General features: G+C 66.4%; 28 protein-coding genes and 2 pseudogenes. 14 read left to right on the forward strand and 16 right to left on the reverse strand.

All coding sequences use genetic code 11. The features are described from left to right. Positions 1-2 precede the first annotated feature (2 nt). Together G6N54_RS13585 and secY are read right to left on the reverse strand one after the other, a co-directional pair. A complete protein-coding gene (locus G6N54_RS13585; RefSeq protein ID WP_163790594.1) occupies positions 3-548 on the reverse strand; it encodes an adenylate kinase in 546 nt (181 codons plus the stop codon). Beyond that, positions 545-1,870 (reverse strand): preprotein translocase subunit SecY, encoded by a 1,326-nt coding sequence (gene secY, locus G6N54_RS13590; RefSeq protein ID WP_085224557.1) that lies wholly within the window; start codon positions 1,868-1,870, stop codon positions 545-547. The genes G6N54_RS13585 and secY overlap by 4 nt, the downstream gene beginning before the upstream one ends. A 256-nt stretch (positions 1,871-2,126) precedes the next feature. On the opposite strand from secY, the gene G6N54_RS13595 reads away from it, so the two are divergent. The 3 genes from G6N54_RS13595 to G6N54_RS13605 are packed head-to-tail and all read left to right on the forward strand — an operon-like array spanning position 2,127 to position 4,903. Further along, positions 2,127-3,038 carry a class I SAM-dependent methyltransferase gene (locus G6N54_RS13595; RefSeq protein ID WP_163790595.1) on the forward strand — a complete coding sequence of 304 codons (912 nt, stop codon included), beginning with the start codon at positions 2,127-2,129 and terminating at the stop codon, positions 3,036-3,038. A gap of 9 nt (positions 3,039-3,047) precedes the next feature. Further along, positions 3,048-3,971: a class I SAM-dependent methyltransferase gene (locus G6N54_RS13600; protein ID WP_163790596.1), complete on the forward strand. Its 924-nt coding sequence runs from the start codon at positions 3,048-3,050 to the stop codon at positions 3,969-3,971. Between the two features lie 2 nt (positions 3,972-3,973). Then, positions 3,974-4,903 (forward strand): class I SAM-dependent methyltransferase, encoded by a 930-nt coding sequence (locus tag G6N54_RS13605; RefSeq protein ID WP_163790597.1) that lies wholly within the window; start codon positions 3,974-3,976, stop codon positions 4,901-4,903. 5 nt (positions 4,904-4,908) lie between these two features. Here G6N54_RS13605 and G6N54_RS13610 read toward each other — a convergent pair whose 3' ends face one another. Beyond that, positions 4,909-5,574: a GNAT family N-acetyltransferase gene (locus tag G6N54_RS13610; protein WP_163790598.1), complete on the reverse strand. Its 666-nt coding sequence runs from the start codon at positions 5,572-5,574 to the stop codon at positions 4,909-4,911. Between the two features lie 34 nt (positions 5,575-5,608). Continuing rightward, positions 5,609-6,981: pseudogene (locus G6N54_RS13615) on the reverse strand (xylulokinase). 30 nt (positions 6,982-7,011) lie between these two features. Between G6N54_RS13615 and G6N54_RS13620 the strand changes: the two are divergent. The 4 genes from G6N54_RS13620 to G6N54_RS13635 are packed head-to-tail and all read left to right on the forward strand — an operon-like array spanning position 7,012 to position 10,605. Next, the gene (locus G6N54_RS13620) at positions 7,012-8,001 is read left to right on the forward strand and encodes an NAD(P)-dependent oxidoreductase (protein WP_163790599.1); all 990 of its coding nucleotides are present in this window, start codon (positions 7,012-7,014) and stop codon (positions 7,999-8,001) included. Then, the gene (locus G6N54_RS13625) at positions 7,998-8,654 is read left to right on the forward strand and encodes an L-fuculose-phosphate aldolase (protein WP_163790600.1); all 657 of its coding nucleotides are present in this window, start codon (positions 7,998-8,000) and stop codon (positions 8,652-8,654) included. The genes G6N54_RS13620 and G6N54_RS13625 overlap by 4 nt, the downstream gene beginning before the upstream one ends. Next, the gene (locus G6N54_RS13630; RefSeq protein WP_163790601.1) at positions 8,651-9,577 is read left to right on the forward strand and encodes an MBL fold metallo-hydrolase; all 927 of its coding nucleotides are present in this window, start codon (positions 8,651-8,653) and stop codon (positions 9,575-9,577) included. The genes G6N54_RS13625 and G6N54_RS13630 overlap by 4 nt, the downstream gene beginning before the upstream one ends. Next, on the forward strand, positions 9,574-10,605 hold the full coding sequence (locus G6N54_RS13635; RefSeq protein ID WP_179969203.1) for an NAD(P)H-dependent amine dehydrogenase family protein: 1,032 nt from the start codon (positions 9,574-9,576) through the stop codon (positions 10,603-10,605). The genes G6N54_RS13630 and G6N54_RS13635 overlap by 4 nt, the downstream gene beginning before the upstream one ends. Here the strand turns inward: G6N54_RS13635 and G6N54_RS13640 are convergent. Together G6N54_RS13640 and G6N54_RS13645 are read right to left on the reverse strand one after the other, a co-directional pair. Continuing rightward, positions 10,577-12,100, reverse strand: coding sequence for a xylulokinase (locus G6N54_RS13640; RefSeq protein WP_308207237.1), 1,524 nt, complete (start codon positions 12,098-12,100; stop codon positions 10,577-10,579). The genes G6N54_RS13635 and G6N54_RS13640 overlap by 29 nt on opposite strands. A gap of 91 nt (positions 12,101-12,191) precedes the next feature. Further along, entirely contained in the window at positions 12,192-13,055 is an 864-nt protein-coding gene (locus tag G6N54_RS13645; protein WP_163790604.1) for a helix-turn-helix transcriptional regulator, read from the reverse strand. 74 nt (positions 13,056-13,129) lie between these two features. Between G6N54_RS13645 and G6N54_RS13650 the strand changes: the two genes are divergently transcribed. From G6N54_RS13650 to G6N54_RS13670, 5 genes are all read left to right on the forward strand, one after another. Then, on the forward strand, positions 13,130-13,786 hold the full coding sequence (locus tag G6N54_RS13650; RefSeq protein WP_372513252.1) for a class I SAM-dependent methyltransferase: 657 nt from the start codon (positions 13,130-13,132) through the stop codon (positions 13,784-13,786). A gap of 164 nt (positions 13,787-13,950) precedes the next feature. Continuing rightward, positions 13,951-14,220 (forward strand): enoyl-CoA hydratase-related protein, encoded by a 270-nt coding sequence (locus G6N54_RS30510; protein WP_372513253.1) that lies wholly within the window; start codon positions 13,951-13,953, stop codon positions 14,218-14,220. Positions 14,221-14,266: 46 nt separating this feature from the next. Continuing rightward, the gene (locus G6N54_RS13660; protein WP_163790606.1) at positions 14,267-15,217 is read left to right on the forward strand and encodes a class I SAM-dependent methyltransferase; all 951 of its coding nucleotides are present in this window, start codon (positions 14,267-14,269) and stop codon (positions 15,215-15,217) included. Beyond that, positions 15,214-16,128 (forward strand): class I SAM-dependent methyltransferase, encoded by a 915-nt coding sequence (locus G6N54_RS13665; protein WP_163790607.1) that lies wholly within the window; start codon positions 15,214-15,216, stop codon positions 16,126-16,128. The genes G6N54_RS13660 and G6N54_RS13665 overlap by 4 nt, the downstream gene beginning before the upstream one ends. Before the next feature lie 76 nt (positions 16,129-16,204). Next, complete coding sequence (locus G6N54_RS13670; RefSeq protein WP_179969204.1) at positions 16,205-17,119, forward strand: class I SAM-dependent methyltransferase; 915 nt, start codon at positions 16,205-16,207, stop codon at positions 17,117-17,119. Here the strand turns inward: G6N54_RS13670 and sppA are convergent. Then, a complete protein-coding gene (gene sppA / locus G6N54_RS13675; RefSeq protein ID WP_163790608.1) occupies positions 17,116-18,918 on the reverse strand; it encodes a signal peptide peptidase SppA in 1,803 nt (600 codons plus the stop codon). The two genes, G6N54_RS13670 and sppA, sit on opposite strands and share 4 nt — an antisense overlap. A gap of 39 nt (positions 18,919-18,957) precedes the next feature. On the opposite strand from sppA, the gene G6N54_RS13680 reads away from it, so the two are divergent. Beyond that, positions 18,958-19,887, forward strand: coding sequence for an LLM class flavin-dependent oxidoreductase (locus G6N54_RS13680; RefSeq protein ID WP_163790609.1), 930 nt, complete (start codon positions 18,958-18,960; stop codon positions 19,885-19,887). Here G6N54_RS13680 and G6N54_RS31580 read toward each other — a convergent pair. After that, positions 19,888-20,795 (reverse strand): annotated as a pseudogene (locus tag G6N54_RS31580) (alpha/beta hydrolase fold domain-containing protein). A 94-nt stretch (positions 20,796-20,889) separates the two neighbouring features. Between G6N54_RS31580 and G6N54_RS13690 the strand changes: the two are divergent. Then, entirely contained in the window at positions 20,890-21,489 is a 600-nt protein-coding gene (locus G6N54_RS13690) for a TetR/AcrR family transcriptional regulator (protein ID WP_163790610.1), read from the forward strand. Here the strand turns inward: G6N54_RS13690 and rplO are convergent. The 8 genes from rplO to rplE form a co-directional block, all read right to left on the reverse strand. Next, positions 21,486-21,929, reverse strand: coding sequence for a 50S ribosomal protein L15 (gene rplO / locus G6N54_RS13695; RefSeq protein ID WP_163790611.1), 444 nt, complete (start codon positions 21,927-21,929; stop codon positions 21,486-21,488). The genes G6N54_RS13690 and rplO overlap by 4 nt on opposite strands. After that, complete coding sequence (gene rpmD / locus G6N54_RS13700; RefSeq protein ID WP_163790612.1) at positions 21,926-22,108, reverse strand: 50S ribosomal protein L30; 183 nt, start codon at positions 22,106-22,108, stop codon at positions 21,926-21,928. The genes rplO and rpmD overlap by 4 nt, the downstream gene beginning before the upstream one ends. Further along, positions 22,105-22,788, reverse strand: coding sequence for a 30S ribosomal protein S5 (gene rpsE, locus G6N54_RS13705; protein ID WP_163790613.1), 684 nt, complete (start codon positions 22,786-22,788; stop codon positions 22,105-22,107). The genes rpmD and rpsE overlap by 4 nt, the downstream gene beginning before the upstream one ends. Before the next feature lie 22 nt (positions 22,789-22,810). Further along, positions 22,811-23,212 carry a 50S ribosomal protein L18 gene (gene rplR, locus G6N54_RS13710; protein WP_163790614.1) on the reverse strand — a complete coding sequence of 134 codons (402 nt, stop codon included), beginning with the start codon at positions 23,210-23,212 and terminating at the stop codon, positions 22,811-22,813. A gap of 2 nt (positions 23,213-23,214) precedes the next feature. After that, positions 23,215-23,754: a 50S ribosomal protein L6 gene (gene rplF, locus G6N54_RS13715; RefSeq protein WP_163790615.1), complete on the reverse strand. Its 540-nt coding sequence runs from the start codon at positions 23,752-23,754 to the stop codon at positions 23,215-23,217. 22 nt (positions 23,755-23,776) lie between these two features. Beyond that, positions 23,777-24,175, reverse strand: coding sequence for a 30S ribosomal protein S8 (gene rpsH / locus G6N54_RS13720; RefSeq protein WP_066818230.1), 399 nt, complete (start codon positions 24,173-24,175; stop codon positions 23,777-23,779). 86 nt (positions 24,176-24,261) lie between these two features. Continuing rightward, positions 24,262-24,447: a type Z 30S ribosomal protein S14 gene (locus G6N54_RS13725; protein WP_085224603.1), complete on the reverse strand. Its 186-nt coding sequence runs from the start codon at positions 24,445-24,447 to the stop codon at positions 24,262-24,264. Positions 24,448-24,451: 4 nt separating this feature from the next. Then, positions 24,452-25,015: a 50S ribosomal protein L5 gene (rplE, locus tag G6N54_RS13730; RefSeq protein ID WP_163790616.1), complete on the reverse strand. Its 564-nt coding sequence runs from the start codon at positions 25,013-25,015 to the stop codon at positions 24,452-24,454. Position 25,016: the final 1 nt, after the last annotated feature.

Below are 25,016 nucleotides of genomic sequence, written 5' to 3' on the forward strand. Positions count from 1 at the left end.
CGTTACTTGCCCAGTGCTCGCAGCGCGCGGGCGAATACCTCGTCCAACGATCCGATGGCGTCGACGGTCTTCAATTGGTCGCGGTAGTACTCCAGCAGCGGCGCGGTTTCGTCGCGATAGACCTTGAACCGGTTGAGGATGACGTCCTCGGTGTCGTCTGCGCGGCCGCGGCCCTTGAGCCGCTGCAACAGCTCGTCCTCGGACACCCGGAACTCCAGCACCGCGTCGATGTCGGTGCCACGGCGTCCGAGCATGTCGTGCAGCGCTTTGGCCTGCTCGATCGAGCGCGGGTATCCGTCCAGGATGAAGCCGCCGGCCGTGTCCGGGTCGTTCAGCCGGTCATCGACGAGCTGGTTGGTCAGGTCGGAGGGCACCAGGTCGCCGGCATCCAGATAGCGCTTGGCCTCCAGGCCCAGCTTGGTGCCCTGGCCGATGTTGCTGCGGAACAGATCCCCGGTGGAGATCTGCGGAATCCCGAGCTTCTCGCTGAGTTTCTCCGACTGTGTACCTTTACCCGCCCCCGGTGGCCCCAGCAAAACGACTCTCACTTGAGGAACCCTTCGTAGTTGCGCTGCATCAGCTGACTCTCGATCTGTTTGACCGTATCCAACCCGACGCCAATCATGATCAGAACCGCCGTACCACCGAACGGCAGGTTCTGCACCGCCCCGGCGTTTCCGATCTGCAGGAACAGGTTGGGCAGCACCGCGATCGCACCGAGGTAGATCGAGCCCGGAAGCGTGATCCTGCTCAGCACGAAACGCAGATAGTCGGCGGTGGGCTTGCCCGGCCGAATGCCGGGGATGAAGCCGCCGAACTTCTTCATTTCGTCAGCGCGCTCGTCGGGGTTGAAGGTGATCGATACATAGAAGTACGTGAAGAAGATGATGAGACCGAAATAGATGCCGATGTAGACCGGATCGCTCGGGTCGGACAGGTAGGTGCCGACGAACTTGTCCCACCAGCTGTTGCCCACGCCGCCGCTACCGCTGCGGATCAACTGGGTGATCAGGTGCGGAATGTAGATCAGCGACGACGCGAAGATGACCGGGATAACGCCGGCCTGGTTGACCTTGAGCGGCAGATACGTCGAGGTCCCGCCGTACATCCGGCGGCCCACCATGCGCTTGGCGTATTGCACCGGGATGCGGCGCTGGCCCTGCTCGACGAACACCACGCCGACGATGATCAGTAGCGCGGCGAGCAGCACGGCGGTGAAGATCATCCCGCCGCGGCTGTCCAGGATCGTCTTGCCTTCGGACGGAATGCGGGCGGCGATGCCGACGAAGATCAGCAGCGACATTCCGTTGCCGATGCCGCGCTCGGTGATCAGTTCACCCATCCACATCACCAGCGCCGCGCCACTGGTCATCACCAGCACGATGACGACCAGCGTGAAGATGCTCTGGTCGGCGATGATGTCCAGCGAGCAGCCCTGCAGTAGGCCGCCGTTGGCCGCCAGCGCCACGATGCTGGTGGCCTGCAGGATCGCCAGGGCAATCGCCAGGTAGCGCGTGTACTGCGTCATCTTGGCCTGGCCGGACTGGCCTTCCTTGCGCAGTTCCTCGAACCGCGGAATGACCACGGTGAGCAGCTGCACGATGATGCTGGCGGTGATGTAGGGCATTACGCCCACCGCGAACACCGTCAGCTTGAGCAGCGCGCCTCCGGAAAACAGGTTGATCAGCGAGTAGATCTGGCCGGCTTCGCCACCGCTGGCCTCTTTAATGCACTGCTGCACGTTCGGGAAATTGACGCCGGGCGACGGCAATGCGGCGCCGACGCGATACAGCACGACAATGCCAAGCGTGAAGAGGATCTTCCGTCTCAAGTCGACTGTTCGCAGCGACGAGATGAAAGCCGAAAGCACTTCTATCCTCCTGCGCGGCCGGGGGGGTCATCCTGCGTTACGCGCGCTCAACACCCGCAGGCCATGACGTACGGCGTCACGCGTCAAATCGTGTACGAGACTAACAGCTGGTGGGACCAGATCCTTAAAAGGGCGTCATGGAGCCTTACCAACTGCGCTCAAAAATTCAGGAAGCGGACAGCCACGAGGCGTAGAGTTTTGTCAGCTCGTTGCATTTGCTAAGTATCAAAGCTGCTGCTGACGGTTGAGGAGCACCATGACACGCACTGACCAAGACAGTTGGGATCTGGCCTCGAGCGTCGGCGCCACGGCCACGATGGTCGCCGCGGCCCGCGCGGTGGCCAGCAACGAGGAGAACCCGATCATCAACGACCCGTTCGCGGCTCCACTGGTACGGGCGGTCGGGCTGGATTTCTTCACCCGGGTGGTCGACGGCAAGCTGACCGCGGCCGAAACGCCCGAGGGCGGCCAGGGAGACCTGCGGGTCGAGACCGACTCGATCGCGGTGCGCACTCGCTTCTTCGACGATTTCTTCCTCAATGCCGGACGCGACGGGATCCGCCAGGCGGTGATTCTGGCCGCCGGGCTCGACGCCCGCGCCTACCGGCTGCCCTGGCCGAACGGCAGCGTGGTCTACGAGGTCGATCAGCCTCAAGTCATCGAGTTCAAGACCACCACGATGTCGACCCTGGGCGCCGCACCGTCCGTCGAGCGGCGCACCGTCAGCGTCGATCTTCGCGATGACTGGCCGGCGGCCTTGCGCAGCAGCGGGTTCGACGTGACCCAGCCGACGTCGTGGAGCGCCGAGGGCTTACTGATGTATCTGCCCCCCGACGCACAGGACCGGCTCTTCGACAACATCACATCGCTGTCCGCGCCCGGAAGCATGCTGGCGACCGAATTTCATCCGCCGTCCGAGACGACGATGTCGCAGCGAGCCCAGGAATTCAACCAGCGCTGGCTCAACCTGGGCTGCGACATCGACCTGTCTCAATTGTTCTTCGACGGCGAGCGCAGCGACGTTGTCGAGTACCTGAACGGCCATGGCTGGCAGGTGAGTTCGCGGCCTCGGCGCGAGCTGTTTGCCGATTACGGCCGCGACTTCCACGACAGCGAGGCACTGTCCCAACTGCGCAACATCGTCTCCGTTACCGCAACTCTCAGTTAGGAGCGTCGTATGACGAATACCGACAGCAAGCGATTCGACGGGGACAGCTGGGATTTGGCCTCCAGCGTGGGCGCCACCGCCACCGCGGTCGCCGCCCGCCGCGCCATGGCGTCCAAGGGCCCCAACCCGCTCATAGACGATCCCTTCGCCGAGCCGCTGGTCAACGCCGTCGGCGTGGATGCCTTCATCCGGATGATGAACGGCCAGGTGGAAGCCCCCGAGGAAGATCCCGCTTTCACCCCGCAGCGGCTTAGCGAGGGCATGGCTGTGCGCACCCGGTATTTCGACACCTTCTTTCTCGAGGCCGCCGAGGCCGGTGCGCGCCAGGCGGTCATCCTCGCGTCCGGGCTCGACACCCGCGCATACCGGCTGCCCTGGCCGGACGGCACCGTGCTCTTCGAGATCGATCAGCCGCAGGTGATCGAGTTCAAGACCCGCACGCTGGCCGATCTCGGGGCGGCCCCCACCGTCGATCGCCGCACGGTCGCGATCGACCTGCGCGACGACTGGGTAACTGCGCTGCGCGGCAACGGATTCGACTCGACCCAGCCGACGGCCTGGATCGCCGAGGGACTGCTCGGATACCTGCCGCCGGACGCCCAGGATCGGCTGTTCGACAACATCACCGCGCTGTCGGCGCCCGGCAGCCGCATCGGCACCGGCTACGTCCCGGACATGCGTGACCGCGTCGAGAAGCGGGGTCGCGAGATGAGCGAACGCTGGCGCCGGATGGGCCTGAACCTCAACTGGTCCGAACTGGTCTACACCGGTGAGCGCAACGACGTGGCGACGTACCTTGCCGAACGCGGCTGGCAGACGACGGTGCGCGGCACGCCGGAGATGTACGCGCAGAACGGTTTTGAGTTTCCCACCGAACCGTCCATGGTCGCCTTCGGCGACATCAAATACCTATCGGCGACCCTAGGAGGCTGAACATGACCCGCACCGACCAAGACACCTGGGACCTGGCTTCGAGCGTGGGGGCGACCGCGACCTGGGTCGCGGCTTGCCGGGCTCTTGCCGGCAAACAAACAGGCGCCCTGATCGACGATCCATTCGCCGATCCGCTGGTGCGTGCGGTGGGTGCGGATTTCTTCATCAAAGTGCTCGACGGCGAAATTACCGATGAGACAGGCGGTCTCGACCCCGAAGCCGACCCCGACGCGGAATTCAACCTGCAGCGGATGGTCAACATGATGGCCGTGCGCACCCGCTATTTCGACGACTTCTTCACCGACGCGACCGCCGCGGGCATCCGCCAGGTCGTCATCCTGGCCTCCGGCCTGGACTCGCGCCCCTACCGGCTGGCCTGGCCCGCGGGCACGGTCGTTTACGAGATCGATCAGCCCGCGGTCATCGAGTTCAAGACCAACGCGTTGTCGCAATTGGGTGCCGAACCCACCGCGGAGCGCCGGACCGTTGCCGTCGACCTGCGCGATGATTGGCTAAACGCGTTGCGCCAAGCCGGTTTTGACGAGGCAAAGCCCGCCGCATGGAGCGCCGAGGGCCTGCTGATGTACCTGCCTCCGGAGGCGCAGGATCGGTTGTTCGACGCCATCACCACGCTGAGCGCACCCGGCAGCCGGCTGGCGACCGAGTACCACCGTGACGGCATGCCACTGCTCGAGAAGCGCGCCAAGGCGATGGCCAAGCGCTGGGGGCAATTCGGCTTCGATACCGACGTGTCGGCGCTCGTCTATCACGGTGAGCGCACGCCGGCCGCGGATTACCTGAGCGCGGCCGGGTGGCAGGTCACGGTGCGCACCCGCGCCGATCAGTTCGCTGAGGCCGGGCTGCCCGTCCCGTCCGGCGAAGCCCACAAGGCGCTGGACAACCACATTTCGGTGGTTGCGGTTTTGCAGTAGCCGGTTTAGCCCGGTTTGGCCGCCGGCGCGCGAACCACCAACGGCACGGCGGGGAAACACCACGCCAGCTCGGAGCGCGACTTGCGCAGCACGGCGGTGCCGTAGCCCCGTTTGCGGTGGTCGGGGTGAATCCAGATCCGCACGTTGACTTCGCCGTGGGCGAGCTCGCCGAAGACCATCCCGACCTTCTCGCCGGAATCGATTGCGACGAACCAGGCGGCCTCTTCGTCGTCGACACGGCGCAGCGCCGCGCGAATCTCGTCGTCGAGGTCGCCGGCCGGCCCGCCGGAACCGTCGCCGGCGGCGCCGATCTCCTCGGTGCGGATCGCGAACAGCTCCCGGTCCTCGGCGGCCGAGAACGGCCGAAGCTCCAGGCTCTCCCCCGAGCTTGCCGGCCGCTCCCCGAGCGTGAAGCTCAGCTGCTTGTTCAGGTCTTCGAGTTCGGCGAGGATCTTGCGGCGCGAATCGATGGTGAGCTGCTCGAAGCACATACCCATCACCGCTTCGGCGGCGAGGTGGGAGGTGTCGAGCAATGTGACGATTCCCTCGACCGCGGCTTCCTTGTTTTCCGACTCCACCACCACGTCGGCTATTTCATGCCGGCGTTCAAGAGCTTTCAACAGGGCGTCTGCTATCTCTCTGCGGGCGGCTTTGCGGTCCTGGTCAGTCATTGCACCAGACTAGAACGCCAACCGAAGAACCGCGCTAGATCCTCGAGTCTGATGCCCGCGACGGCCGGTCCCCCAGCTCCAGGAAGCGCCCGTAGCGGTCCTGCACCGCGGCCGCCCAGGCGGGATCGGGGTCGACGGTGCGCTCGGTGCGGGCCCAGCGCGCGGCGTCGGCGATCGACGTCTCCAGCCCGGCTGCCATGCGTCCCAGGAACGCCGCGCCCAGCGCCGCGCCCTCGGCCACTCCGGAAACCTCCACCGGCCGGCCGGTGGCGTCGGCGATCGTCTGTATCCATGGCTGAAGCCGGGTCCCACCGCCGGCGGCCACGATGCGCGACACCGGGGCCCCGCTTAGCTCGATCAGCTGACGTACGACGAAGCCCGATGCCTCGTAGGCGGCGCGGCGCAGCGCGGCGGGGCCGTGGGTGAGGTCGGCGCCGTCGAGCACGGCCCGACGGTCCGGGTCGTGGAACGGCGTGCGTTCCCCGCGAATGTAGGGCGACCACACCGGGACCCGGCGCGGATCGAGCTCGTGGAAATCGCCGGCGGGGTCGGCGGGTCCGATGACGCGGTCCACCCAGCCCAGAAAGAGCCCACCCGATTGCTGGCGCCACCGATCTGGCTCTTGGGGGCCTTGGTGTGCGGAATGGTCCACAGCCCCGGCACCTGACGGGCCTCGGGAATCGTCACCCACACGATCAGCGTGGTGCCACATATCACCAGCACCTCGCCGTCGCGGTCGGCGCCGGCCACCATCTGCTCGCACAGGGCGTCGACGGCGCCGGTCGCCAGCACGGTGCGGGTCCCGGGTATCTGCCCGGCCACGGCGCCGATCGTCTCGACCCGCGGCAGCTGTGCGATGGTGGCGCCGCGTTCGGCGCATGCCGCCTCATTCCAGCCGGTGCCGTCGAACAGGGGGTACGACGTGGCCGCGGTGGCGAAGTCGATCACCGCCTCACCCGCCAGCGCGTGGTTGGCCACCGCCGGCGCCGGCCAATACCCGGCCGCCTCGGAGGCTTCGGCCGCCATCCAGCGCAGGAACTCGGCGGCTTCGCCCAGCGCGGGAAGCGGCTGATCGCCGTCGACCCGGCCGCGTTCGTCGCCGTAGAGCAGGCCCGGCATGACGGGCCGGCCGGCGGCGTCGACGGCGGTCAGCGAGGGAACCATCGCCGAAACGGCTACCGCGCGGGCCTCGGGGCCGGGTACCTGTTGCCGTACCTGGTCCAGGGCGGCCAGGGGGCCGCGCCGCCACGCCTCGTCGGCGTCGTGCTCGAGCCGGTTGGGCGTCGGCACCCGCACCTGATGCGGAATGCGCGCCCGCGCCGTCACGCGGCCGTCGGCGTCGGCGGCGACCGCTTTGACCGCCGTGGTCCCGATGTCGATGCCGATCGTGACGCCGTTACGTGACACGGGCGTCACCGTACGCCAGCATTGGCACTCGTGACATCGAGACCGCGTGCCCTGGTGACGGCCCCGCTGCGCGGTCCGGGCTTCGCCAAACTCCGTCAGCTCGCCGACGTGGTGTATGACCCGTGGATCGATCAAACCCCGCTGCGGATCTACAGCCCCGAGCAGTTGGCCGAGCGGATCGGCGCCGAGGCCGCCGACGTCGTCGTGGTGGAAAGCGACTTTGTTAGTGGCCCGGTGTTCGACCAAGGGTCGCGTGCCCTGATCGCCGTGGCCTCGACCCGCGGCGACCCGAACAACGTCGACATCGCCGCAGCCACCGCGGCGGGCATCCCGGTGCTGAACACGCCGGCCCGCAACGCCGACGCGGTTGCCGAGATGGCGGTCGCGCTGCTGCTGGCCGTCACCCGCCACCTGCTGACCGCCGACGCGGATGTGCGCAGCGGCAACATGTTTCGCGACGGCAGCATTCCCTATCAGCGCTTCCGGGGTTGGGAGATCGCGGGGCGCACCGCGGGGGTGGTGGGGCTGGGCGCCATCGGCCGGGCCGTGCGGTGGCGGCTGACGGGGCTGGGCATGCGGGTCATCGCCCACGACCCGTATCACGACGAAGCCCAGCACAGCCTCGACGAACTGCTCACCGAGGCCGACGTCATCTCGCTGCACGCACCGGTCACCGACGACACCGCGGGGATGATCGGCGCGAGCCAATTCGCCGCCATGCGCGACGGCGTGGTTTTCCTGAACACCGCCCGCGCGCAACTGCACGACACCGACGCACTCGTCGACGCGCTGCGCAGCGGCAAGGTGGCCGCGGCGGGACTGGACCACTTCGTGGGCGAATGGCTTGCCACGGATCATCCGTTGGCGAGCATGCCCAACGTCGTGCTGACCCCGCACATCGGCGGGGCGACCTGGGACACTGAGGCACGGCAGGCAAAGATGGTGGCCGACGATCTGGAAGCGTTGCTATCCGGCAACACGCCAGCTCATATCGTCAACCCGGAGGTGCTGGGGTCATGAAGTTCGTGGACAACCCGGAAACCGCGGTGCTGGAAGCGGCCAAAGACATGCTGCGGCGCGGGCTCGTCGAGGGAACCGCCGGCAACATCTCGGCGCGACGGTCCGACGGCAACGTCGTCATCACTCCCTCCTCGGTCGACTATCGCGACATGCAGCTCGACGACCTGGTGCTGATCGATCCCGACGGCGCCGTGCAGCACGCCAAGCAGGGCCGGGCGCCGTCGTCGGAGATGCACCTGCACCTGGCGGCGTATCAGGCGTTCGACGACATCGGCAGCGTTATTCACAGTCATCCCGTGTGGGCGACGATGTTCGCGATCGCACACCAGCCGATTCCGGCCTGCATCGACGAATTCGCGGTCTACGTCGGCGGCGACGTGCGCTGCGCCGACTACGCCGCATCCGGCACCCCCGACGTCGGGGCCAACGCGGTCAAGGCACTGGAAGGTCGCGGCGCGGCCCTGATCGCCAACCACGGCCTGGTCGCGGTGGGCCCCCGCCCGGACAAGGTCCTGCACATCACTGCGCTCGTCGAGCGCACCGCTCAGATTGTCTGGGGGGCAAGGGCTCTCGGCGGCCCGGTGCCGATACCCGAAGACGTGAACCGCAACTTCGCCGGCGTTTACGGCTACCTGCGCGCCAATCCACTATGAGCCGGGTACAGCTGGGCCGCGCCTGCGTGACGCGGATCGTGGAATTTCAGTTCGAGCTGGGGACAAAGTCTTTCGCGAAAACCCCGCCGGACGGATGGCACGACAACGCCGACCTGCTGGTGCCGGACTTCTTCGATCCCGACACCGAGAAATGGCGTATCGCGGTGCAAAGCTGGGTGGTCGAGGTCGACGGGCTGACCGTCGTGGTGGACACCGGCGTCGGCAACGACCGACAGCGCCCGCACATGCCGCCGCTGGATGGGCTGAAGACCGGCTTCCTCACCGCGTGGGACTCGGCCGGAATCGATCGCGGCGCGGTGGACGTGGTGATCAACACCCACATCCATTCCGACCACGTCGGATGGAACACGATGCTCGACAGTAGCTCCCGGGACACCTGGGTCCCGACGTTCCCCAACGCCCGATATCTCGCGCCCGCGGCCGATTACCGCTACTTCGCGCCCGACGGACCGGCAGCGCGGCGATCGCCGCGCACCGAGCAGGAGGCCACCGCGCAGCACGGCGATCAGCTGGTGTTCGCCGACAGCGTGTTGCCGATCGACGACGCGGGCCAGCTCGTCCAATGGTCCGACGACCATCAGATCAGCCCGTCACTGCGCCTGCGGCCCGCCGCGGGACACACGCCCGGCTCCTCGGTGCTGTGGCTGGACGCGGGGGTGCCCGCGGTGTTCGTCGGCGACATCACGCACAGCCCGCTGCAAGTGCGCCGTCCCGCCGACCCGTGCGCCTTCGACGTGGATGCCACCGCCGCCGCGGCCACCCGGCACCGGATCTTCACCGAGGCCGCGCAAACACACGCGACCGTGATCCCGGCGCACTACCCCGGCCACGGGGGCGCGTCGATCCGCGCCGTCGCCGATCAATTCGAGGTCGACGAATGGCTGGACATCGAACCGCTATGACTTATCGGATGGTGCAATGGTCGACCGGCAACATCGGCAAGCGAGCCTTGGGCGCCCTGATCGACCGCCGCGATTTCGACGTCGTCGGCGTCCACGCCTTCGGGTCGGACAAAGTGGGTTGTGACGCAGGACTTCTCGCCGAGCGTCCCCCGATCGGTGTAACCGCGACCGACGATGTCGACGCAGTGATCGCGCTGGCACCGGATTGCGTGAGCTACATGCCGCGCGCCATCGACTTCGAACTGGTGGCCCGGCTCCTGCGCAGCGGCATCAACGTGGTGACCACGGGAGACTTCCTGACCGGTTCCCATCACCCGGCGGAACACGCGGCACTCGAGGCCGCGGCGCACCATGGCGGTGCGACCTTCCTAGGAACGGGATTCGAGCCGGGTTTCATCAATGTCGTCGCCGGCTTCCTCACCGGCGCGTGCCGAAAAGTACACAGCGTCAAGCTTGTTGAGACGTTGGACTGCACCACCTATCCCGTCCAAGACGTATGGAAGGTGCTCGGATTCGGCAAGTCCCCGCGGGAACGGGTGAAATCGATTGACCCGCAGATCCAAAAGTATGGCCTCGGATACTTCGAGACGCTCGACATGATCGCAGGCATGCTCGGCGTCGAGCTGGACTCGACGGACGCATTCGTCGAGAACGCGATTCTGACCCGAGATGTGCACCTGGGCTGGACGGACTACGCCGCCGGCACGACCGGAGGTCAGCGCCGCAGCTACCGCGGGCACCGCAACGGCCGTCCGGTGATCGAGCTGGCGATCTGTTGGACGATGAGCAGCGACGCGCTCGATCCGCAATGGGAAGACCCCGAGGGTTTCAGCGTGGTGATCGACGGCGAACCGTACGTCGACGCGACGATCCGATTCGGCCATCCGGGTCAGGACGCCATGACCGTCCTGATGGACAGCACCGCCATCGCGGCGGTCAACGCCATACCCTTCCTCTGCGAGGCGCCGCCGGGCGTCATCACCCCGATCGATCTGCCGATCATCGGATCTCAGGGCGCATTGGTCTAGGGGTCTGGTCGACCATGTCCGAGAACGTCTCTGCCGCAGTTCGTTTGCGAATGTCGCGCAGCGCGTAGTAGAGCTCCTGAAAGCCCGCGAACTTTTCGTCGTAATACTCACGATGGGCAATTTGCGGCTCGAAAATGCGGTCGAACCGGACAAGCCGTCGCACGGCGTCACTCATGCAGCGAACCGTTTGGGTGCCCACACCCGCCAGCAGGGCTGCACCGAGAACCGCGGCGTTCGCCACCGCACTGCGCCGAAGCGGAAAGCCGAGAACATCGGCGCGGATCTGACACCAGGTATCTGATCGAGAACCGCCACCGCTTATATTTGCCTGCGATACATCAAGATTCGCCGACCGCTGCAACGCTTGGAAAGCCCACCGCGCCGAGAAGGCCACCCCTTCCATCACGCTGCGCGCCATCTCGGCGGCTCCTGCCTGGGAACCGATGCCCGCGAACGCGCCCTTCGAGCCGGCATCCCAGATCGGCGCACGCTCACCCTCCAAGTGCGGCAGAAACAACGGCACGGACGGTCCCGGCTTAGTTCCTGCCGCCAGCACCGACAACTGAGCGGGCGTCCTGCCGAGTAACTCCGAAACCCATTGCAGTGCGGCCCCTCCGGATTGGGTAGGCGCTGCGTGGAGTACGACGTTGTCATACGAGGGGAACACGACCACGCCTCGCGTGGGGTTGACGGTCGGCAAGATGATACCCAAGATCTCGCTCGTGCCGCTTTGATACATCGCGTCACCGTCGCGCAGCACGCCGGAACCATACATACCGGCCCACGCGTCCATAGCACCTACAACTACCGGCGTTCCGGCACAAGGCATCCCTTCGCGCACCCGTCCTGCCACATGATGAAAGCCTCGCAACGACGGCAGCAACTCCTGCGCTCGCGGCGCCAGGTCGAGCAACTGGTTTACGTAGCCTTGCCTGCCGGCCAGGCGGACCGCTGAGATCGTGTCGGAGAACACCGCCCCGGTCAGCCGCATTACGCAATAGTCCTTCGGCAGCAGGACATGTCGAGTCTTCGCGTAGACCTCGGGGTACATGCGCGCGACATACGCCAACCGAGCCAACGCGTGACTCGCGTCGATCGGAGCCGGCGTACCGAACCATGCTTGTTGCTGCTCGGCGTCGACTTGCGCCGCGAGCACCGCAGCGTCGGATGCGCAGCGGGTGTCTTGCCACGTGATAGCGGGCATCAGAGTCTCGCCCTCTGGTCCGACGAATACATGCGTGTTCACTTGCGATGTGATGCCGATTCCGACGAGTCCGGAAAGGTCTTGCTCGAACTCAAATTCCGTCAGCGCGGTCAGCACCCCGTCAATCCAAGCGGCTGGATCCTGCTCCACGTGGCCCGCCGAGGGTCGCGACAACGCCAGTGGGTATGTGCAATCAGCCAGCCGGTTGCCGTCGGTATCGATCAGTATCGCCTTGACAGCACTCGTACCGACGTCAAGGCCGACCAAACAGCTGTGTGCCACAATTGGCACTCTGCCAGAGGTTCACAGCCGCTCTTCTCACAACGTCGGCATTGGCCAAGACGTCACGCTGAGTTCCCGGCCGGGAAGCACGCTGTGCGTGCTACCAGCTCTGACGGAGTCGGCTCCCCCGCCAGTCGCGCGGCGTCATGCCGTGTTCCCGGCTGAACAACCGGGTGAAGTAGCCGGGATCGAAAACCCCGACCCGTCGCGCGATCTCGGCGATCGGGAGATCTGTTTCCTCCAGCAAGGTGCGCGCTTCGGCCATTCGGCGTTCGATGATCCACTCCTGCACTGTGCGTCCGGTGCGGCGGCGTACGACGGTGGTCAAGTGCCCCGGCGTCAAGCCGACCTCACCGGCGACGTCGCGCAGCGACAGCGGTTCACCGTGTCGTCGGTCGATCACCGCGAACACGTCGGCCAGCAGCGGTTCACCGCTGCGCCGCAGGCCAGCCACCACGTCGCGGGCTAGGCGCACGAGCTCGATCAGCAGCAGCGTCAGGTGCGCCAGGGCTGCCTGCCGATGGCCCTCCTGCCGGGTGGTGAGTTCGGTTTCGATCGATTGGATCGCGTTGTCCCACATGGGCCGTCGGTCCTCGGGTATCTCCAGCCGCAACACCCCACCGGAATATCCGTGCAGGAACGGAAAGAGCAGCGGGCGGCACCGCCAGGCCGGCCATGGCGAGCGTGCATCCTCGCCGAGCGCGGCGGGATCGAAGAACACCGCGACACCGGCATCCAGATCTACCAGCTGCCCGGGATCCAGCACCTCGCCCGCGGCAGCCACATACACCAGGCCGGCAGCGGGGAGATACCACAGCGCCGGGAAGTCGTGAATGTGGCGGCCCCGCTCGCCAAGCTCGCCCATCTGACGATGCAGCGACACTGGAGACATGTCCGGTTCGTTCCGATATTGGTAGATCGGCACACCGCCGCGGTGGCCGGCCAGTCGGGGCGCCTGCCTCATACTGCAGAATATAGTCCAACTTTTGACGAGGATTACCCAATTCTTTACGGGGCCACCGGCCCACAATGAGTGATATGACAAAACATCATCCACATGACTACCTTCCCGCGACCGGTCATGCCGCCTTTCTGCCGGCGTACGACTTGATCGCCCGGCTGATGGGCCTCGGCAGCGTCTATCGAAAGCTGGTCAGCCAGGCGGATATCTCCGACGGTCAGCGTGTATTGGAAATAGGCTGTGGTACAGGAAATCTCGCGATCCACGTCAAGCGGACCCACCCTTGCGCGGACGTAACCGGCTGTGACCCGGACCCGCGAATCTTGGCGGTCGCAAAACGAAAGGCCAACCGGTTGACCGGGATTCGCTTCGATCAAGGCTATGCCGAACGGCTGCCCTACGCCGACGGCGAATTCGACCGGGTTCTGTCATCGATGATGCTGCATCACGTCAACGACGACGCAAAGCCGCGCGCCGCGGCGGAAATATTTCGTGTGTTGCGTCCCGGTGGGAGACTGCACCTGGTCGACATCAGCGGCGACACGACCAGCGGTGGCTTGTCGGCACGGCTCATCCGGCACAACCATCACGCGGCCGGCAACCTAGGGGACGCGGTGCCCAAGCTGCTGCGCGCGGCGGGGTTCGACTGCATCGAACTCGCCACCAAGCCGCAACGGATCGTCGGTCAACTCAGCTTCTATCAGGCCACCCGGCCCGACTATGCGCAAGATTGACCGATGATCGAGATCGGGTACGAACGGGACAGAATCGCCTAGGTCACGCTCAACCGACCACAGCTGAAGAACGCCGTCACCCCGGATATGCACTAGGAGCCCTGCCGCTTCCGGGACAACGACGACGCGGATGTCGCGATATTGACCGGTGTCGGTGACGCCTTCTGTGCGGGCGCGGACCTGGCGAGACCGTCGCCGCCGTCAACGGGTGGGCGCTGACCGGTGGCCCCGAACTCACGCCGGCCTGCAATGTCCGCGTCGCCTCCGAACGCGCGATGTTCGGATCCTTCCAGGCACGACGCGGATTCCATCATGGCGATGGCGGCATCAGGTGGTTGGTCAACACATATGGCGTCGGCGTTGCGTTCGCCATCCGTCAAGGTTGCCCCGAATCGCGAGAAGCGTACAGCGGGAAAGCTTGTTATATCGGCTAAGCATTAACGAAGGTAAGCTAAATACATACGATAGAAGGGGCACCCAATGACTTCCACCAGATACGAGGGCGATACCTGGGACCTGGCGTCCAGCGTCGGGGTAACGGCCACGATGGTCGCGGCCGCACGGGCGATCGCGACCCGGGCCGAGCGCCCACTGATCAACGACCCGTTCGCCGAACCGCTGGTCAAGGCCGTCGGTGTCGACCTACTCTCCCGGCTGGCCACCGGCGAACTCGACCCCGCCGAGCTGAACGACGTGCACGACGGGGCCACCGGATCGGCCGGGGCGATGTCGCGCATGGCCGACAACATGGCCGTGCGCACCAAGTTCTTCGACGAGTTCTTCACCGACGCCACGACGGCGGGTATCAAGCAGGTTGTGATCCTGGCGTCGGGGCTCGATTCCCGTGCCTACCGGTTGGCGTGGCCCGCCGGCACCGTCGTCTACGAGGTCGACCAGCCGCAGGTGATCGAATTCAAAACCAGGGCCCTGGCCAACCTGGGAGCCGCGCCGACCGCCGACCGGCGGGTGGTGGCCATCGATCTGCGTGACGACTGGCCCACCGCGCTGCGCACCGCCGGCTTCGACCCGGCACAGCCCGCGGCGTGGAGCGCCGAGGGCCTGCTCGGCTACCTGCCGCCGGACGCCCAGGATCGGCTGCTGGACACCATCACCGCACTGAGCGCGCCGGGCAGCCGGGTGGCCATCGAGAGCGCGCCGAACCCCGAGCCGGGTGAACAGGACAAGCTGCGGGAGCGTATGCAGACCATCGCCGAGCGCTGGCGCGCCCACGGCTTCGATCTCGACATGGCCGGCCTGGTCTACCTCGGCGACCGCAACGAAGCGGTCGGATACCTCGCCGACCGCGGCTGGAACCTGGCCGGCAAGAGCATTCAGGAGTTGTTGGCGGACAACGGCTTTGCCCCGCTCAAGGACGACGACATGCGGATGGGTGAAATGCTCTACACCAGCGGAACCCTGGAGAAGAAATGACAGCCGAGACGGGGCGCACCGACGGCGACAGCTGGGACCTTGCCAACAGCGTGGGAGCGACGGCCACGATGGTCGCCGCCTCCCGCGCCGTGGCGTCGCAGGGACCCGACGCGCTCCTTGACGATCCCTACGCCGATCCGCTGGTGCGGGCCGTGGGGCTGGATGTGTTCGTCCGTGTCATCGACGGGGAGATCAATTTCGAGGACGACGCGCTGCTCAACCGTCAGGCGCGGATTCATCAGATGACGGTGAGGACCAGGTTTTTCGACGACTTCTTCACCGCCGCAACCGAAGACGGTGTGCGACAGGCGGTGATCCTGGCGTCCGGCCTGGACACCAGGGCCTATCGTTTGCCATGGCCGGCGGGCACCGTGGTGTACGAGATCGACCAGCCGCAAGTCATCGCGTTCAAAACCGACACGCTGGCCGGCCTTGGCGCCGCTCCGAGCGCCGAGCGGCGCACGGTCGCGATCGACCTGCGCGACGACTGGCCCGCGGACCTGCGGGCGGCCGGCTTCGACGCCACCCAGCCGACCGCGTGGAGTGCGGAAGGCCTGCTGCCGTACCTGCCGCCGGAAGCTCAAGACCGGCTGTTCGACCACATCACCGCTCTGAGCGCGCCGGGCAGCCGCCTTGCCACCGAGCATGTGCCCGATCCCAACGCGTTCACCGACGAGCGCTTGCAGCAGATCAGCGACCGGTGGCGCAGCTTCGGGTTCAACCTCAACGCGGCCGATCTGTTCTACCCGGGTGAACGCAGTGTCGTGGTGGAGTATCTGACCACGCATGGCTGGCAGGTCACGGCGCATTCCGCCAAGGAGCTGTATGCCCGCAACGGGTTTGAGTTCCCGTCGGACGAGATGACGGCCGTCTTCGGTGACATGAGCTATGTCGCCGCGACTCTGAAATAGGGCTTGGCTACCGTCGATTGCCCGATTCCCCAGCGCGCCTTACGGCGCACATCGTCGCCGGGCTAAAGTCCTCCCCATGCCTCGCGCACACGACGATAATTGGGATCTGGCGTCCAGCGTTGGCGCGACCGCGACCATGGTCGCGACCGGGCGCGCCATGGCGACCAAGGATCCGCGCGCTTTGATCAACGATCCGTTCGCCGAACCACTCGTGCGCGCGGTCGGGGTGGATTTCTTCACCAAGATGATTGACGGCGAGCTCGACCTGTCGGCCATCGAGAACGCCACCCCGGTCCGCATGCAGTCGATGGTCGACGGAATGGCGGTGCGCACCAGGTATTTCGACGACTACTTCTCGGACGCCACCGCCGCCGGTGTACGCCAGGTGGTGATCCTCGCGTCCGGGTTGGACGCGCGCGCCTACCGGTTGCCGTGGCCCGCCGAGACGGTGGTGTACGAAATCGACCAGCCGCAGGTAATCGATTTCAAGACAAGCACTTTGGCCGACATCGGGGCACAACCCACCGCAACCCGGCACACCGTTCCGATCGATCTGCGCCAGGACTGGCCGGCGGCACTACGAGCCGCCGGGTTCGACACCAGCACGCCGACCGCGTGGTTGGCCGAGGGGCTGTTGATCTACCTGCCACCGGAGGCCCAGGACCGGCTGTTCGACAACATCACCGCACTGTCCGCGCCGGGCAGCACGATCGCCACCGAATTCGTGCCGGGCATAGTCGATTTCGACGCCGATCGGGTACGGGAGATGTCGGGCTCGTTCCGGGAGCACGGCGTCGACATCGACATGGCGTCGCTGGTGTACGCCGGGCAGCGCAACCACGTCGTCGACTATCTTCACACCTTGGGCTGGAGCGTCGAGGGCGTCACGCGAACCGAATTGTTCGGCCGCAACGGCCTGGAAGTCCCCCCGCCGGAAAACGACGACCCGCTCGGCGAGATCATCTTCATCAGCGGCCGGCTGGCCGGCTAGAAGCGCGACTCCCCCAGCCACAGCACGCTGGCACCGTTGACCGCCTGCTCGAGGTTCTCCACGATCGCGGCGACCGTACGCCCGAGCAACGCGCCCACCGCGTCCGGCAGCGACGCGGCGGCCGGTTGCGAGGATGCCCGGGGGCGCACCAGCTGAAGCAGCGAGGATCCCGGGAAGCCGACGACCCGGACCTCGGCGTCCTCGTCCAGACCGGCCAGGACCTTGGCGCGGCGCACCGCGGTGCGCAGGCCCCCGAGCTCGTCGACCAGGCCACGCTCGAGGGCGTCGGCGCCGGTCCACACCCGCCCCTGGGCAACGGCGTTGACGGCCTCGGTACTGAGGTTGCGACCCTCGGCGACGCGCTGCACGAAGTCGGCGTAGATCAGGTCCGCCTCGGCCTCCCGATCGGCGCGCTGCTGCGCCGTGAAGGGCACATCGGTCGACCACGCGTCGGCATTGGCGTTGGTGCGCACCGCATCCGAGACGACTCCGAAGCGCTCCTTGAGATCGCGGAACACCAGCTTTCCGGTGATCACACCGATCGAACCGGTGATCGTGGTCGCGTTGGCCACGATCACGTCGGCGGCCATCGCGGCGTAGTAGCCACCGGACGCGGCCACCGAGCCCATCGATGCCACCACCGGTTTGCCGCGTTCGCGGGCCCGCGCCACCTCGCGCCAGATGGTCTCCGACGCGGTGACCGAGCCGCCGGGGCTGTCGATCCGCAGCACGATCGCCGACACCGAATCGTCGCCGGCCGCCTCACGCAGCGCCGCCGCGATCGTGTCACCGCCCACGCTCGAGTTGCCGAACGGCAGGAATTGCGGCCCGCCGCGGCCGTTGACGATCGGACCCTGCAGCGTGATCACGGCGAAGGTGGGCTTGGGTCGGCGGCCGGGAATCGGTGGCGTCGGTGGCACCAGCCGCGACCGGGACGCGGCAGCATAGCGGGTCAGGTTGAGCCGCGGCGCCAGCTTCTCGGGATCGGTCTCGGCGTCGTCTTTGTCAGACGAAACACCTTCCACGCCAACTAGTTCCGCGATCCGCGCGTGAGCTTGATCGCGGAAGCCGATGCGGTCGACTAGGCCGGAGGACACGGCGTCGTCGCGCAGCAGCGGAGCACGGTCGGCCAGCGCGTCGAGCGCGGCGGAGTCGATCCTGCGAGACTCCGCGATCGCGCGCCACACCTGATCCTGCAGGCTTTCCAGCATCCGGGTTACCGCTTCGCGATGAGCCTCGGTAAAACCCTCTTCGGTGAAAACGTTTGCCGCCGACTTATATTCGCCCCTGGCGACGAACTCGGCGCCGATTCCCGCCTTGTCCAGCGCGGTGCGCAGGAAGGTCGCGTTGCTCGCGAATCCGATCAGCCCGACAGTGCCCGAGGGCTGCATCCAGACCTCGCTGAACGCCGACGCCAGGTAGTAGGACAGCGTGCCCGGGTAGGTCTCGGCCCAGGCCAGCGATGGCTTCACCGCGCTGAACGCAGCGATCGCCTCGCGCAGCTCCTGGACCACCGCCGGCGGTGCGGCCGCGAGCTGCACCCGGGAGATCAGGCCGGCGACCCGGGGATCCTCGGTGGCGCGGTGGATCGCGGCGACCGCCTGGCGCAGCGTTATCGGCCGCTGCGCCCCGGTGACGAGCGCCATCGGGTCGAAGCCCGCCGTCTCAGGCGGCAGCGAGCGCAGATCGAATTCGAGCACGCAGCCATTGGGGACGCCGTGGTGTCGAGCCGTGTCGACACGGCCGGCCAGGGCGCGCACGTCGTCGATACCAGGCAGAGAGGGCAGGAAGGCGAACATGCTCTGCAGCGTACCGATCGGCGCCCGTAGGGTGAGTTCGTGAGGTTCTCGATTGCGATCCCCCAGTTCGACTACGCGGACTTCGACCGAGACGGCCTGCGCTCATACGTGGAGCGCGCCGAAGAACTCGGATTCGAGGGGATCTGGACGCTCGAGCAGACCATCGGCCGCGCGCCGCTGCTGGCGCCGCTGGAGTTGCTGTCTTTTTGCGCGGCCTTCACGCAGCGATTGCGGCTCGGGGTGGCCGTGCTGGTGACGTCGCAGCACGAGCCGCTTCAGCTGGCCTCCGCGGTGGCCACGGTCGACCGGATCAGCCACGGCCGCCTGGATATCGGTGTCGCACCCGGGCGCGGCGGGCCCACGCTCGCGGCGTTCGGCGTCGACAAGGACACCTTCATCTCCTGGTTCAACGAAGGCCTCACCCTGATGAAGGCGGCCTGGTCCGACGAGCCGACGGTGGACTTCCACGGCCGGTTCCGCGAGGTCGCCAATCTGCCGTTCCAACCCAAGCCGGTGCAGCGCCCGCACCCGCCGATCTGGTTCGGCGGCATGGCGCCCAAGGCCTTGGCCCGGGCGGTGCGCCACGGCGACGCCTTCATGGGCGCGGGCGCGTCGCCGACCGAAGCCTTCGCCGAAGCCGTCCCGATCGTGCTTCGCGAGCTCGACGAACAGCAGAAGGACCCGGCGCACTTTCCGATCAGTAAGCGCGTTTATCTGATGGTCGACGACGACGCCGCACGCGCCCGCGAGCGAGTGCTGGACGGGTTGGAGCGCACTTACAGCGGTGTGATACCCGGCATCGAGGCGGTCCCGGTGTCCGGCACGCCCGACGATGTCGCCCGCGGGCTCCAAGAGGTGCTCGATGCCGGCGCCCAGACGCTACTGCTGAACCCGCTGGGTGCCGACGTCGGAGAGAACCGTGAGCAGATGGAACGCCTTGCCGCAGAAGTGATTCCGCAGCTCGGTTAGTCAGTTACCCAGTTTCTTGCGCAGCCAGTCGCCGATCTCGGCGATCGCGTCGTCGACCTCGGGCACCCAGCCCGCGGCGACGATGAAGGAGTGCTGGCCCCCTTCGACCTCGCGCACCAGGACGTCGTTTCCGGCCGCCTCGATGCGACGGGCGAATTCGGCGTCCTCACCGGCGAGCAGTTCGTCGGCGCCCCAGAACACCGCGGTCGGCGGCAGCCCGGACAGATCCGCGCCAAGCAGGCTCACCCGCGGGTCGTCGAAGGCCACGCCGGTGCCGTCCAGCCAGGACGAGCGGAAGAACTCCGCGAGCGGCCGCGACAGCAGCCGGTCTCGCTCCGCATTGGTGGTGTACGTCTCGTTCGTCATCGTCAGATCGACCCACGGGGAGATCGACACGATCTCCCCGGCAGCGCGGCTCCTTCGTCGCGCAGCGCGATGGCCAGACCGACCGCAAAGTTGCCGCCGACCGAATGCCCAACACTGGCAATGTTTTCCGGTTGGTACCCCTGTGCCAGCAGCCAGTTGTAGGCATTGCGCACGTCTTCGATCTGGGCGGGGAATTTGTGTTCCGGCGAGCGCCGGAAGTTGAGTACCAGGGCGCGCGCGCCCGCCGCCTTCGCGATGTGCGCCGCGGCCTTGCGATCCGAGTGCATGGACGCGACGACGGTGCCGCCCAGGTGACTGTGCAGCAGCACGCGGTCCTGGTCGGCATCGACGGGAATGCACCACAGCGCCTCCACCCCGCCGGCATCCACTTCGGCGTAGGTCACACCCTCGGGCTCCTTGGTGGCCAGATGCATCGTCTCGATGACATCGCGCACCGTGCCGATGTCGAAATTGGGGTTGGCGGACCGCGCGCTCAGGGCGCCGAAGAAATCGGCGAACTCTTTCGCCTGCGTGCTGACCATCGGATGCCTTTCGCCGTACTCGTTGAATCACGATCGTTATCGTAACGGACGTTATTCTATGATGGTGCGAACGTCAAGCAGAAGGGCGGGACCAGTGAGATATCCACCAGGCCAGAAGGCACGCGCGCGCGACGCCCTCGTGCGCGCCGGCACCCGCTCGCTCAAGACGAGCGGATTCAACGGCATCGGCGTCGACGGGCTGGCCGCCGCCGCTGGCGTCACGTCGGGCGCGTTCTACTCGAACTTCCCGAGCAAGACCGCGATTCTCGAGGCCGTCGTCGAGGCGGGGTTGGGCGAACCGTTCGTGACGGATACGGGTGCAATGACCCACGCCGAGGCGCGGGCGCACATGGTCGCTTTTCTCCACGGATACATGAACACCGATCACAGCCTCGATGTGGCGGGCGGGTGCGTGATGCCCGCGCTGAGCGCGGACGTGTCCCGCGCCGAACCGTCCGTCAAAGAGACCTACGAACGCAAGATGATCGCCCTGATCGACCGGATCACCGAGCTGCTCGATGGCGACGAGTCCGACCGTCGGCGACGGGCATGGAGCATTGTCGCCTTGATGGTCGGATCGGTCCTGATCTCGCGCGGCATGCCCGAACAGAGCGAAACCCGAAGCGCGGCACTAGATTCCGCGCTCGCTACCGTGTCCGCATTGATGGATGTCGGGGCCGAAGCGCAGCGTTAGGAGAGCTCGGTGGCCGAGCCCCCGGCGGCGGTGATCTTGTCGCGGGCGCTGCCGCTGAACTTGTGCGCCGACACCTCGACCTTGACGGTCAGGTCGCCGTCGCCGAGCACCTTCACCAGCGAGTTCTTCCGAACCGCGCCCTTGGTAACCAGCTCGGCGACGCCGATGGCGCCGCCCTCGGGGAACAGCCGGCTGATGTCGCCGACGTTGACGATCTCGTACTCGGTGCGGAATCGGTTCTTGAATCCCTTGAGCTTGGGCAGCCGCATGTGGATCGGCATCTGACCACCCTCGAAGGTCACCGGCACGTTCTTGCGTGCCTTGGTGCCCTTGGTACCGCGGCCGGCGGTCTTACCCTTAGAACCCTCACCGCGACCGACGCGGGTGCGCGCCGTCTTCGACCCGGGGGCCGGCTTCAGGTCGTGCAGCTTGATGGTCATTTGGTCTCCTCCACCTCAACCAGGTGGTTCACCACCGCGATCAGCCCGCGGGTCTGGGGGTTGTCCTCGCGGACCACCGACTGGCGAATCTTTCGCAGCCCCAGGGTGCGCAGGGACTCGCGCTGCTTCCAGCGCGCCCCAATCGTGCCGCGCACCTGGGTGATCTTCAGCTGGCTCATTGCTGTGCCGTTCCTTCACGCGCGGCACTGGCGGCCAGCGCTTCACTTTCCCGTCGCGCCTTCAGCATCCCGGCCGGGGCGACATCCTCGATCGGCAGACCGCGACGAGCGGCCACCTCCTCCGGGCGCTGCAACATCTTGAGCGCCGCGACCGTGGCGTGCACCACGTTGATCGCGTTGTCGCTTCCCAGCGACTTGGCCAGGATGTCGTGCACTCCGGCGCATTCCAGCACAGCACGTGCCGCACCGCCCGCGATCACACCGGTACCCGGGCTGGCCGGGCGCAGCAGCACCACACCAGCGGCCGCCTCACCCTGCACCGGGTGCGTGATCGTGCCGCCGATCAGCGGGACCCGGAAGAAGCCCTTGCGCGCCTCTTCCACGCCCTTGGCGATCGCGGCCGGAACTTCCTTGGCCTTGCCGTAGCCGACGCCGACCATGCCCGCGCCGTCACCCACGATGACCAGGGCGGTGAAGCTGAATCGCCGACCGCCCTTGACCACCTTGGAAACACGGTTGATCGCGACGACCCGTTCCAGGTAGTTGCTCTTGTCGCCATCGCGGTCGCGGCCGCGGCCACCGCCGCCGTCGCGCCGACCCCGCCCGTCACGGGAGTCGCGGGAATCGCGGCCGTCACGGCTGTCCGGGGCGCCTTGCCCCCCAGCGGACTGCTCCACCATTATGCGGTCCTTCCAGTTGTCATCAGAATTTCAATCCGTTCTCACGGGCGGCATCGGCCAGCGCCGCGATCCGTCCGCCGTAGCTGTATCCGCCACGGTCGAACACCACGTTGTCGATGCCGGCGGCCTTGGCGCGCTCGGCGATCAATTGGCCGACCCGCACGCTGTGGGCTTTCTTGTCACCGTCGACGCCACGCACGTCCGCTTCGATCGATGATGCGGCGGCCACCGTGGTGCCGGTCAGGTCGTTGACCAGTTGCACGTGGATGTGTCGCGCGGACCGGTTCACCACCAGGCGGGGACGCTCCGAGGTGCCGGCGATCTTCTTGCGCAGCCGCGCGTGCCGGCGCAGCCGTGCGACACGTCGAGTGGCGGAGATGTTCTTACCCACCGACTTTGGCGCGTCAGCCTGTGTTTTCGCCATGACTACTTACCTGTCTTTCCGACCTTGCGGCGGACCTGCTCACCCTCGTAGCGCACGCCCTTGCCCTTGTAGGGGTCGGGACGGCGCAGGCGACGGATGTTCGCCGAAATCTGGCCGACTTTCTGCTTGTCGATCCCGGTGACGCTGAACTTCGTCGGCGTCTCCACCGCGAACGTGATGCCCTCGGGCGCCTCGATCAACACGGGATGGCTGTAACCGAGCGCGAACTCGAGGTTGGAGCCCTTGAGCTGCACCCGGTAGCCGACGCCGAAGATCTCCATCTTGGTGGTGTAGCCCTGCGTGACGCCGGTGACCAGGTTGGACACCAGGGTGCGCGAAAGCCCGTGCAGCGAACGGTTTTCCCGCTCGTCGTCCGGACGGTTGACCACTATCGCACCGTCTTCGCTGCGTACCACCGTGATCGGCTCGGCGACCGTCAGGTCCAGGGTGCCCTTGGGACCCTTCACCGAGATCTTTTGGCCGTCGATCGTGACATCGACCCCGGCGGGAACCGGAATCGGCTTCTTACCAATGCGCGACATAGTTTCTTGTTACCTCCCGCCCCTACCACACGTACGCGAGGACTTCGCCGCCCACGCCCTGTCTGGCTGCCTGACGATCGGTCAGCAGGCCCGAGGATGTCGAGATGATCGCGACACCCAGGCCGCCGAGCACGCGGGGCAGGCCGGTGGATTTCGCGTACACCCGCAGACCGGGCTTGGAGACCCGACGCAGGCCCGCAATGCTGCGTTCCCGGCTGGGTCCGTACTTGAGCTGAACCACCAGCGACTTGCCGACCCGAGCATCTTCGGTCCGGAAGTCGCTGATGTAGCCCTCGCTCTTGAGGATCTGGGCGATGTTGGCCTTGATCTTGGAGTGCGGCAACGTCACCTCGTCGTGATACGCCGAATTGGCGTTGCGCAGACGTGTCAAAAAGTCTGCGATCGGGTCCGTCATTGTCATGACAGCGTCTGTAACCTTCCTCGCGATGGTTCCCGTTAGGGGCCTGTCGCGCACCTGTTCTGGGTTGGTCTCTCGTCCTGTGCCTGTTACCAGCTGCTCTTCTGCACGCCGGGCAGTTCGCCCGCGTGCGCCATTTCGCGCAGGCAGATCCTGCACAGCCCGAATTTGCGGTAAACCGCACGCGGACGTCCGCACTTGTTGCAGCGCGTGTAACCACGCACCTTGAAGCGCGGTTTGGCGTTGGCCTTGTTAACGAGCGCCTTCTTAGCCATCTACTCAGTTCTCCTTGAACGGAAAGCCGAGGGCCCGCAACAGCGCTCGTCCTTCGTCGTCGTTCGTCGCCGAGGTGACGACGTTGATGTCCATGCCGCGGACCCGGTCAATCTTGTCCACGTCGATCTCGTGGAACACCGACTGCTCGGCCAGTCCGAAGGTGTAGTTGCCGACCCCGTCGAACTGCTTCGGCGAAAGGCCGCGGAAGTCGCGAATACGGGGTAGCGCAATGGATGTGAGTCGGTCAAGGAACTCCCACATCCGGTCTCCCCGCAGGGTGACCCGCGCGCCGATCGGCATGCCCTCGCGCAATTTGAACTGCGCGATGGACTTGCGGGCCTTGCGGATTTCGGGTCGCTGCCCGGTGATCAGGGCCAGGTCGCTGACCGCGCCGTTGATCAACTTGGCATCCCGGGCGGCGTCACCGACGCCCATGTTGACGACGACCTTGGTCACCGTCGGGATCTGCATGACGTTGGCGTAGGCGAACTCCTTGTGCAGCGCATCGCGAATCTCGTTGCGGTAGCGCTCTTTCAGGCGCGGCTGCACTTTCTCTGCGGTGGTCATG

It is taken from the genome of Mycobacterium stomatepiae (genome assembly GCF_010731715.1).
GTDB classification, from domain to species: domain Bacteria; phylum Actinomycetota; class Actinomycetes; order Mycobacteriales; family Mycobacteriaceae; genus Mycobacterium; species Mycobacterium stomatepiae.

Excerpts from the sequence above, each read along its gene's own strand:
- rpmD (WP_163790612.1), bottom strand. The coding sequence starts at position 22,108 with ATGAGCCAGCTGAAGATCACCCAGGTGCGCGGCACGATTGGGGCGCGC.
- rpsE (WP_163790613.1), bottom strand. The coding sequence starts at position 22,788 with ATGGTGGAGCAGTCCGCTGGGGGGCAAGGCGCCCCGGACAGCCGTGAC.
- rplE (WP_163790616.1), bottom strand. The coding sequence starts at position 25,015 with ATGACCACCGCAGAGAAAGTGCAGCCGCGCCTGAAAGAGCGCTACCGC.
- G6N54_RS13595 (WP_163790595.1), top strand. The coding sequence starts at position 2,127 with ATGACACGCACTGACCAAGACAGTTGGGATCTGGCCTCGAGCGTCGGC.
- G6N54_RS13610 (WP_163790598.1), bottom strand. The coding sequence starts at position 5,574 with ATGACTGACCAGGACCGCAAAGCCGCCCGCAGAGAGATAGCAGACGCC.
- G6N54_RS13600 (WP_163790596.1), top strand. The coding sequence starts at position 3,048 with ATGACGAATACCGACAGCAAGCGATTCGACGGGGACAGCTGGGATTTG.
- rpsH (WP_066818230.1), bottom strand. The coding sequence starts at position 24,175 with ATGACAATGACGGACCCGATCGCAGACTTTTTGACACGTCTGCGCAAC.
- G6N54_RS13635 (WP_179969203.1), top strand. The coding sequence starts at position 9,574 with ATGACTTATCGGATGGTGCAATGGTCGACCGGCAACATCGGCAAGCGA.
- G6N54_RS13660 (WP_163790606.1), top strand. The coding sequence starts at position 14,267 with ATGACTTCCACCAGATACGAGGGCGATACCTGGGACCTGGCGTCCAGC.
- rplF (WP_163790615.1), bottom strand. The coding sequence starts at position 23,754 with ATGTCGCGCATTGGTAAGAAGCCGATTCCGGTTCCCGCCGGGGTCGAT.
- sppA (WP_163790608.1), bottom strand. The coding sequence starts at position 18,918 with ATGTTCGCCTTCCTGCCCTCTCTGCCTGGTATCGACGACGTGCGCGCC.
- G6N54_RS13625 (WP_163790600.1), top strand. The coding sequence starts at position 7,998 with ATGAAGTTCGTGGACAACCCGGAAACCGCGGTGCTGGAAGCGGCCAAA.
- G6N54_RS13650 (WP_372513252.1), top strand. The coding sequence starts at position 13,130 with ATGACAAAACATCATCCACATGACTACCTTCCCGCGACCGGTCATGCC.
- G6N54_RS13725 (WP_085224603.1), bottom strand. The coding sequence starts at position 24,447 with ATGGCTAAGAAGGCGCTCGTTAACAAGGCCAACGCCAAACCGCGCTTC.
- G6N54_RS13630 (WP_163790601.1), top strand. The coding sequence starts at position 8,651 with ATGAGCCGGGTACAGCTGGGCCGCGCCTGCGTGACGCGGATCGTGGAA.
- rplO (WP_163790611.1), bottom strand. The coding sequence starts at position 21,929 with ATGACCATCAAGCTGCACGACCTGAAGCCGGCCCCCGGGTCGAAGACG.
- G6N54_RS13665 (WP_163790607.1), top strand. The coding sequence starts at position 15,214 with ATGACAGCCGAGACGGGGCGCACCGACGGCGACAGCTGGGACCTTGCC.
- rplR (WP_163790614.1), bottom strand. The coding sequence starts at position 23,212 with ATGGCGAAAACACAGGCTGACGCGCCAAAGTCGGTGGGTAAGAACATC.
- G6N54_RS13645 (WP_163790604.1), bottom strand. The coding sequence starts at position 13,055 with ATGAGGCAGGCGCCCCGACTGGCCGGCCACCGCGGCGGTGTGCCGATC.
- G6N54_RS13670 (WP_179969204.1), top strand. The coding sequence starts at position 16,205 with ATGCCTCGCGCACACGACGATAATTGGGATCTGGCGTCCAGCGTTGGC.
- G6N54_RS13605 (WP_163790597.1), top strand. The coding sequence starts at position 3,974 with ATGACCCGCACCGACCAAGACACCTGGGACCTGGCTTCGAGCGTGGGG.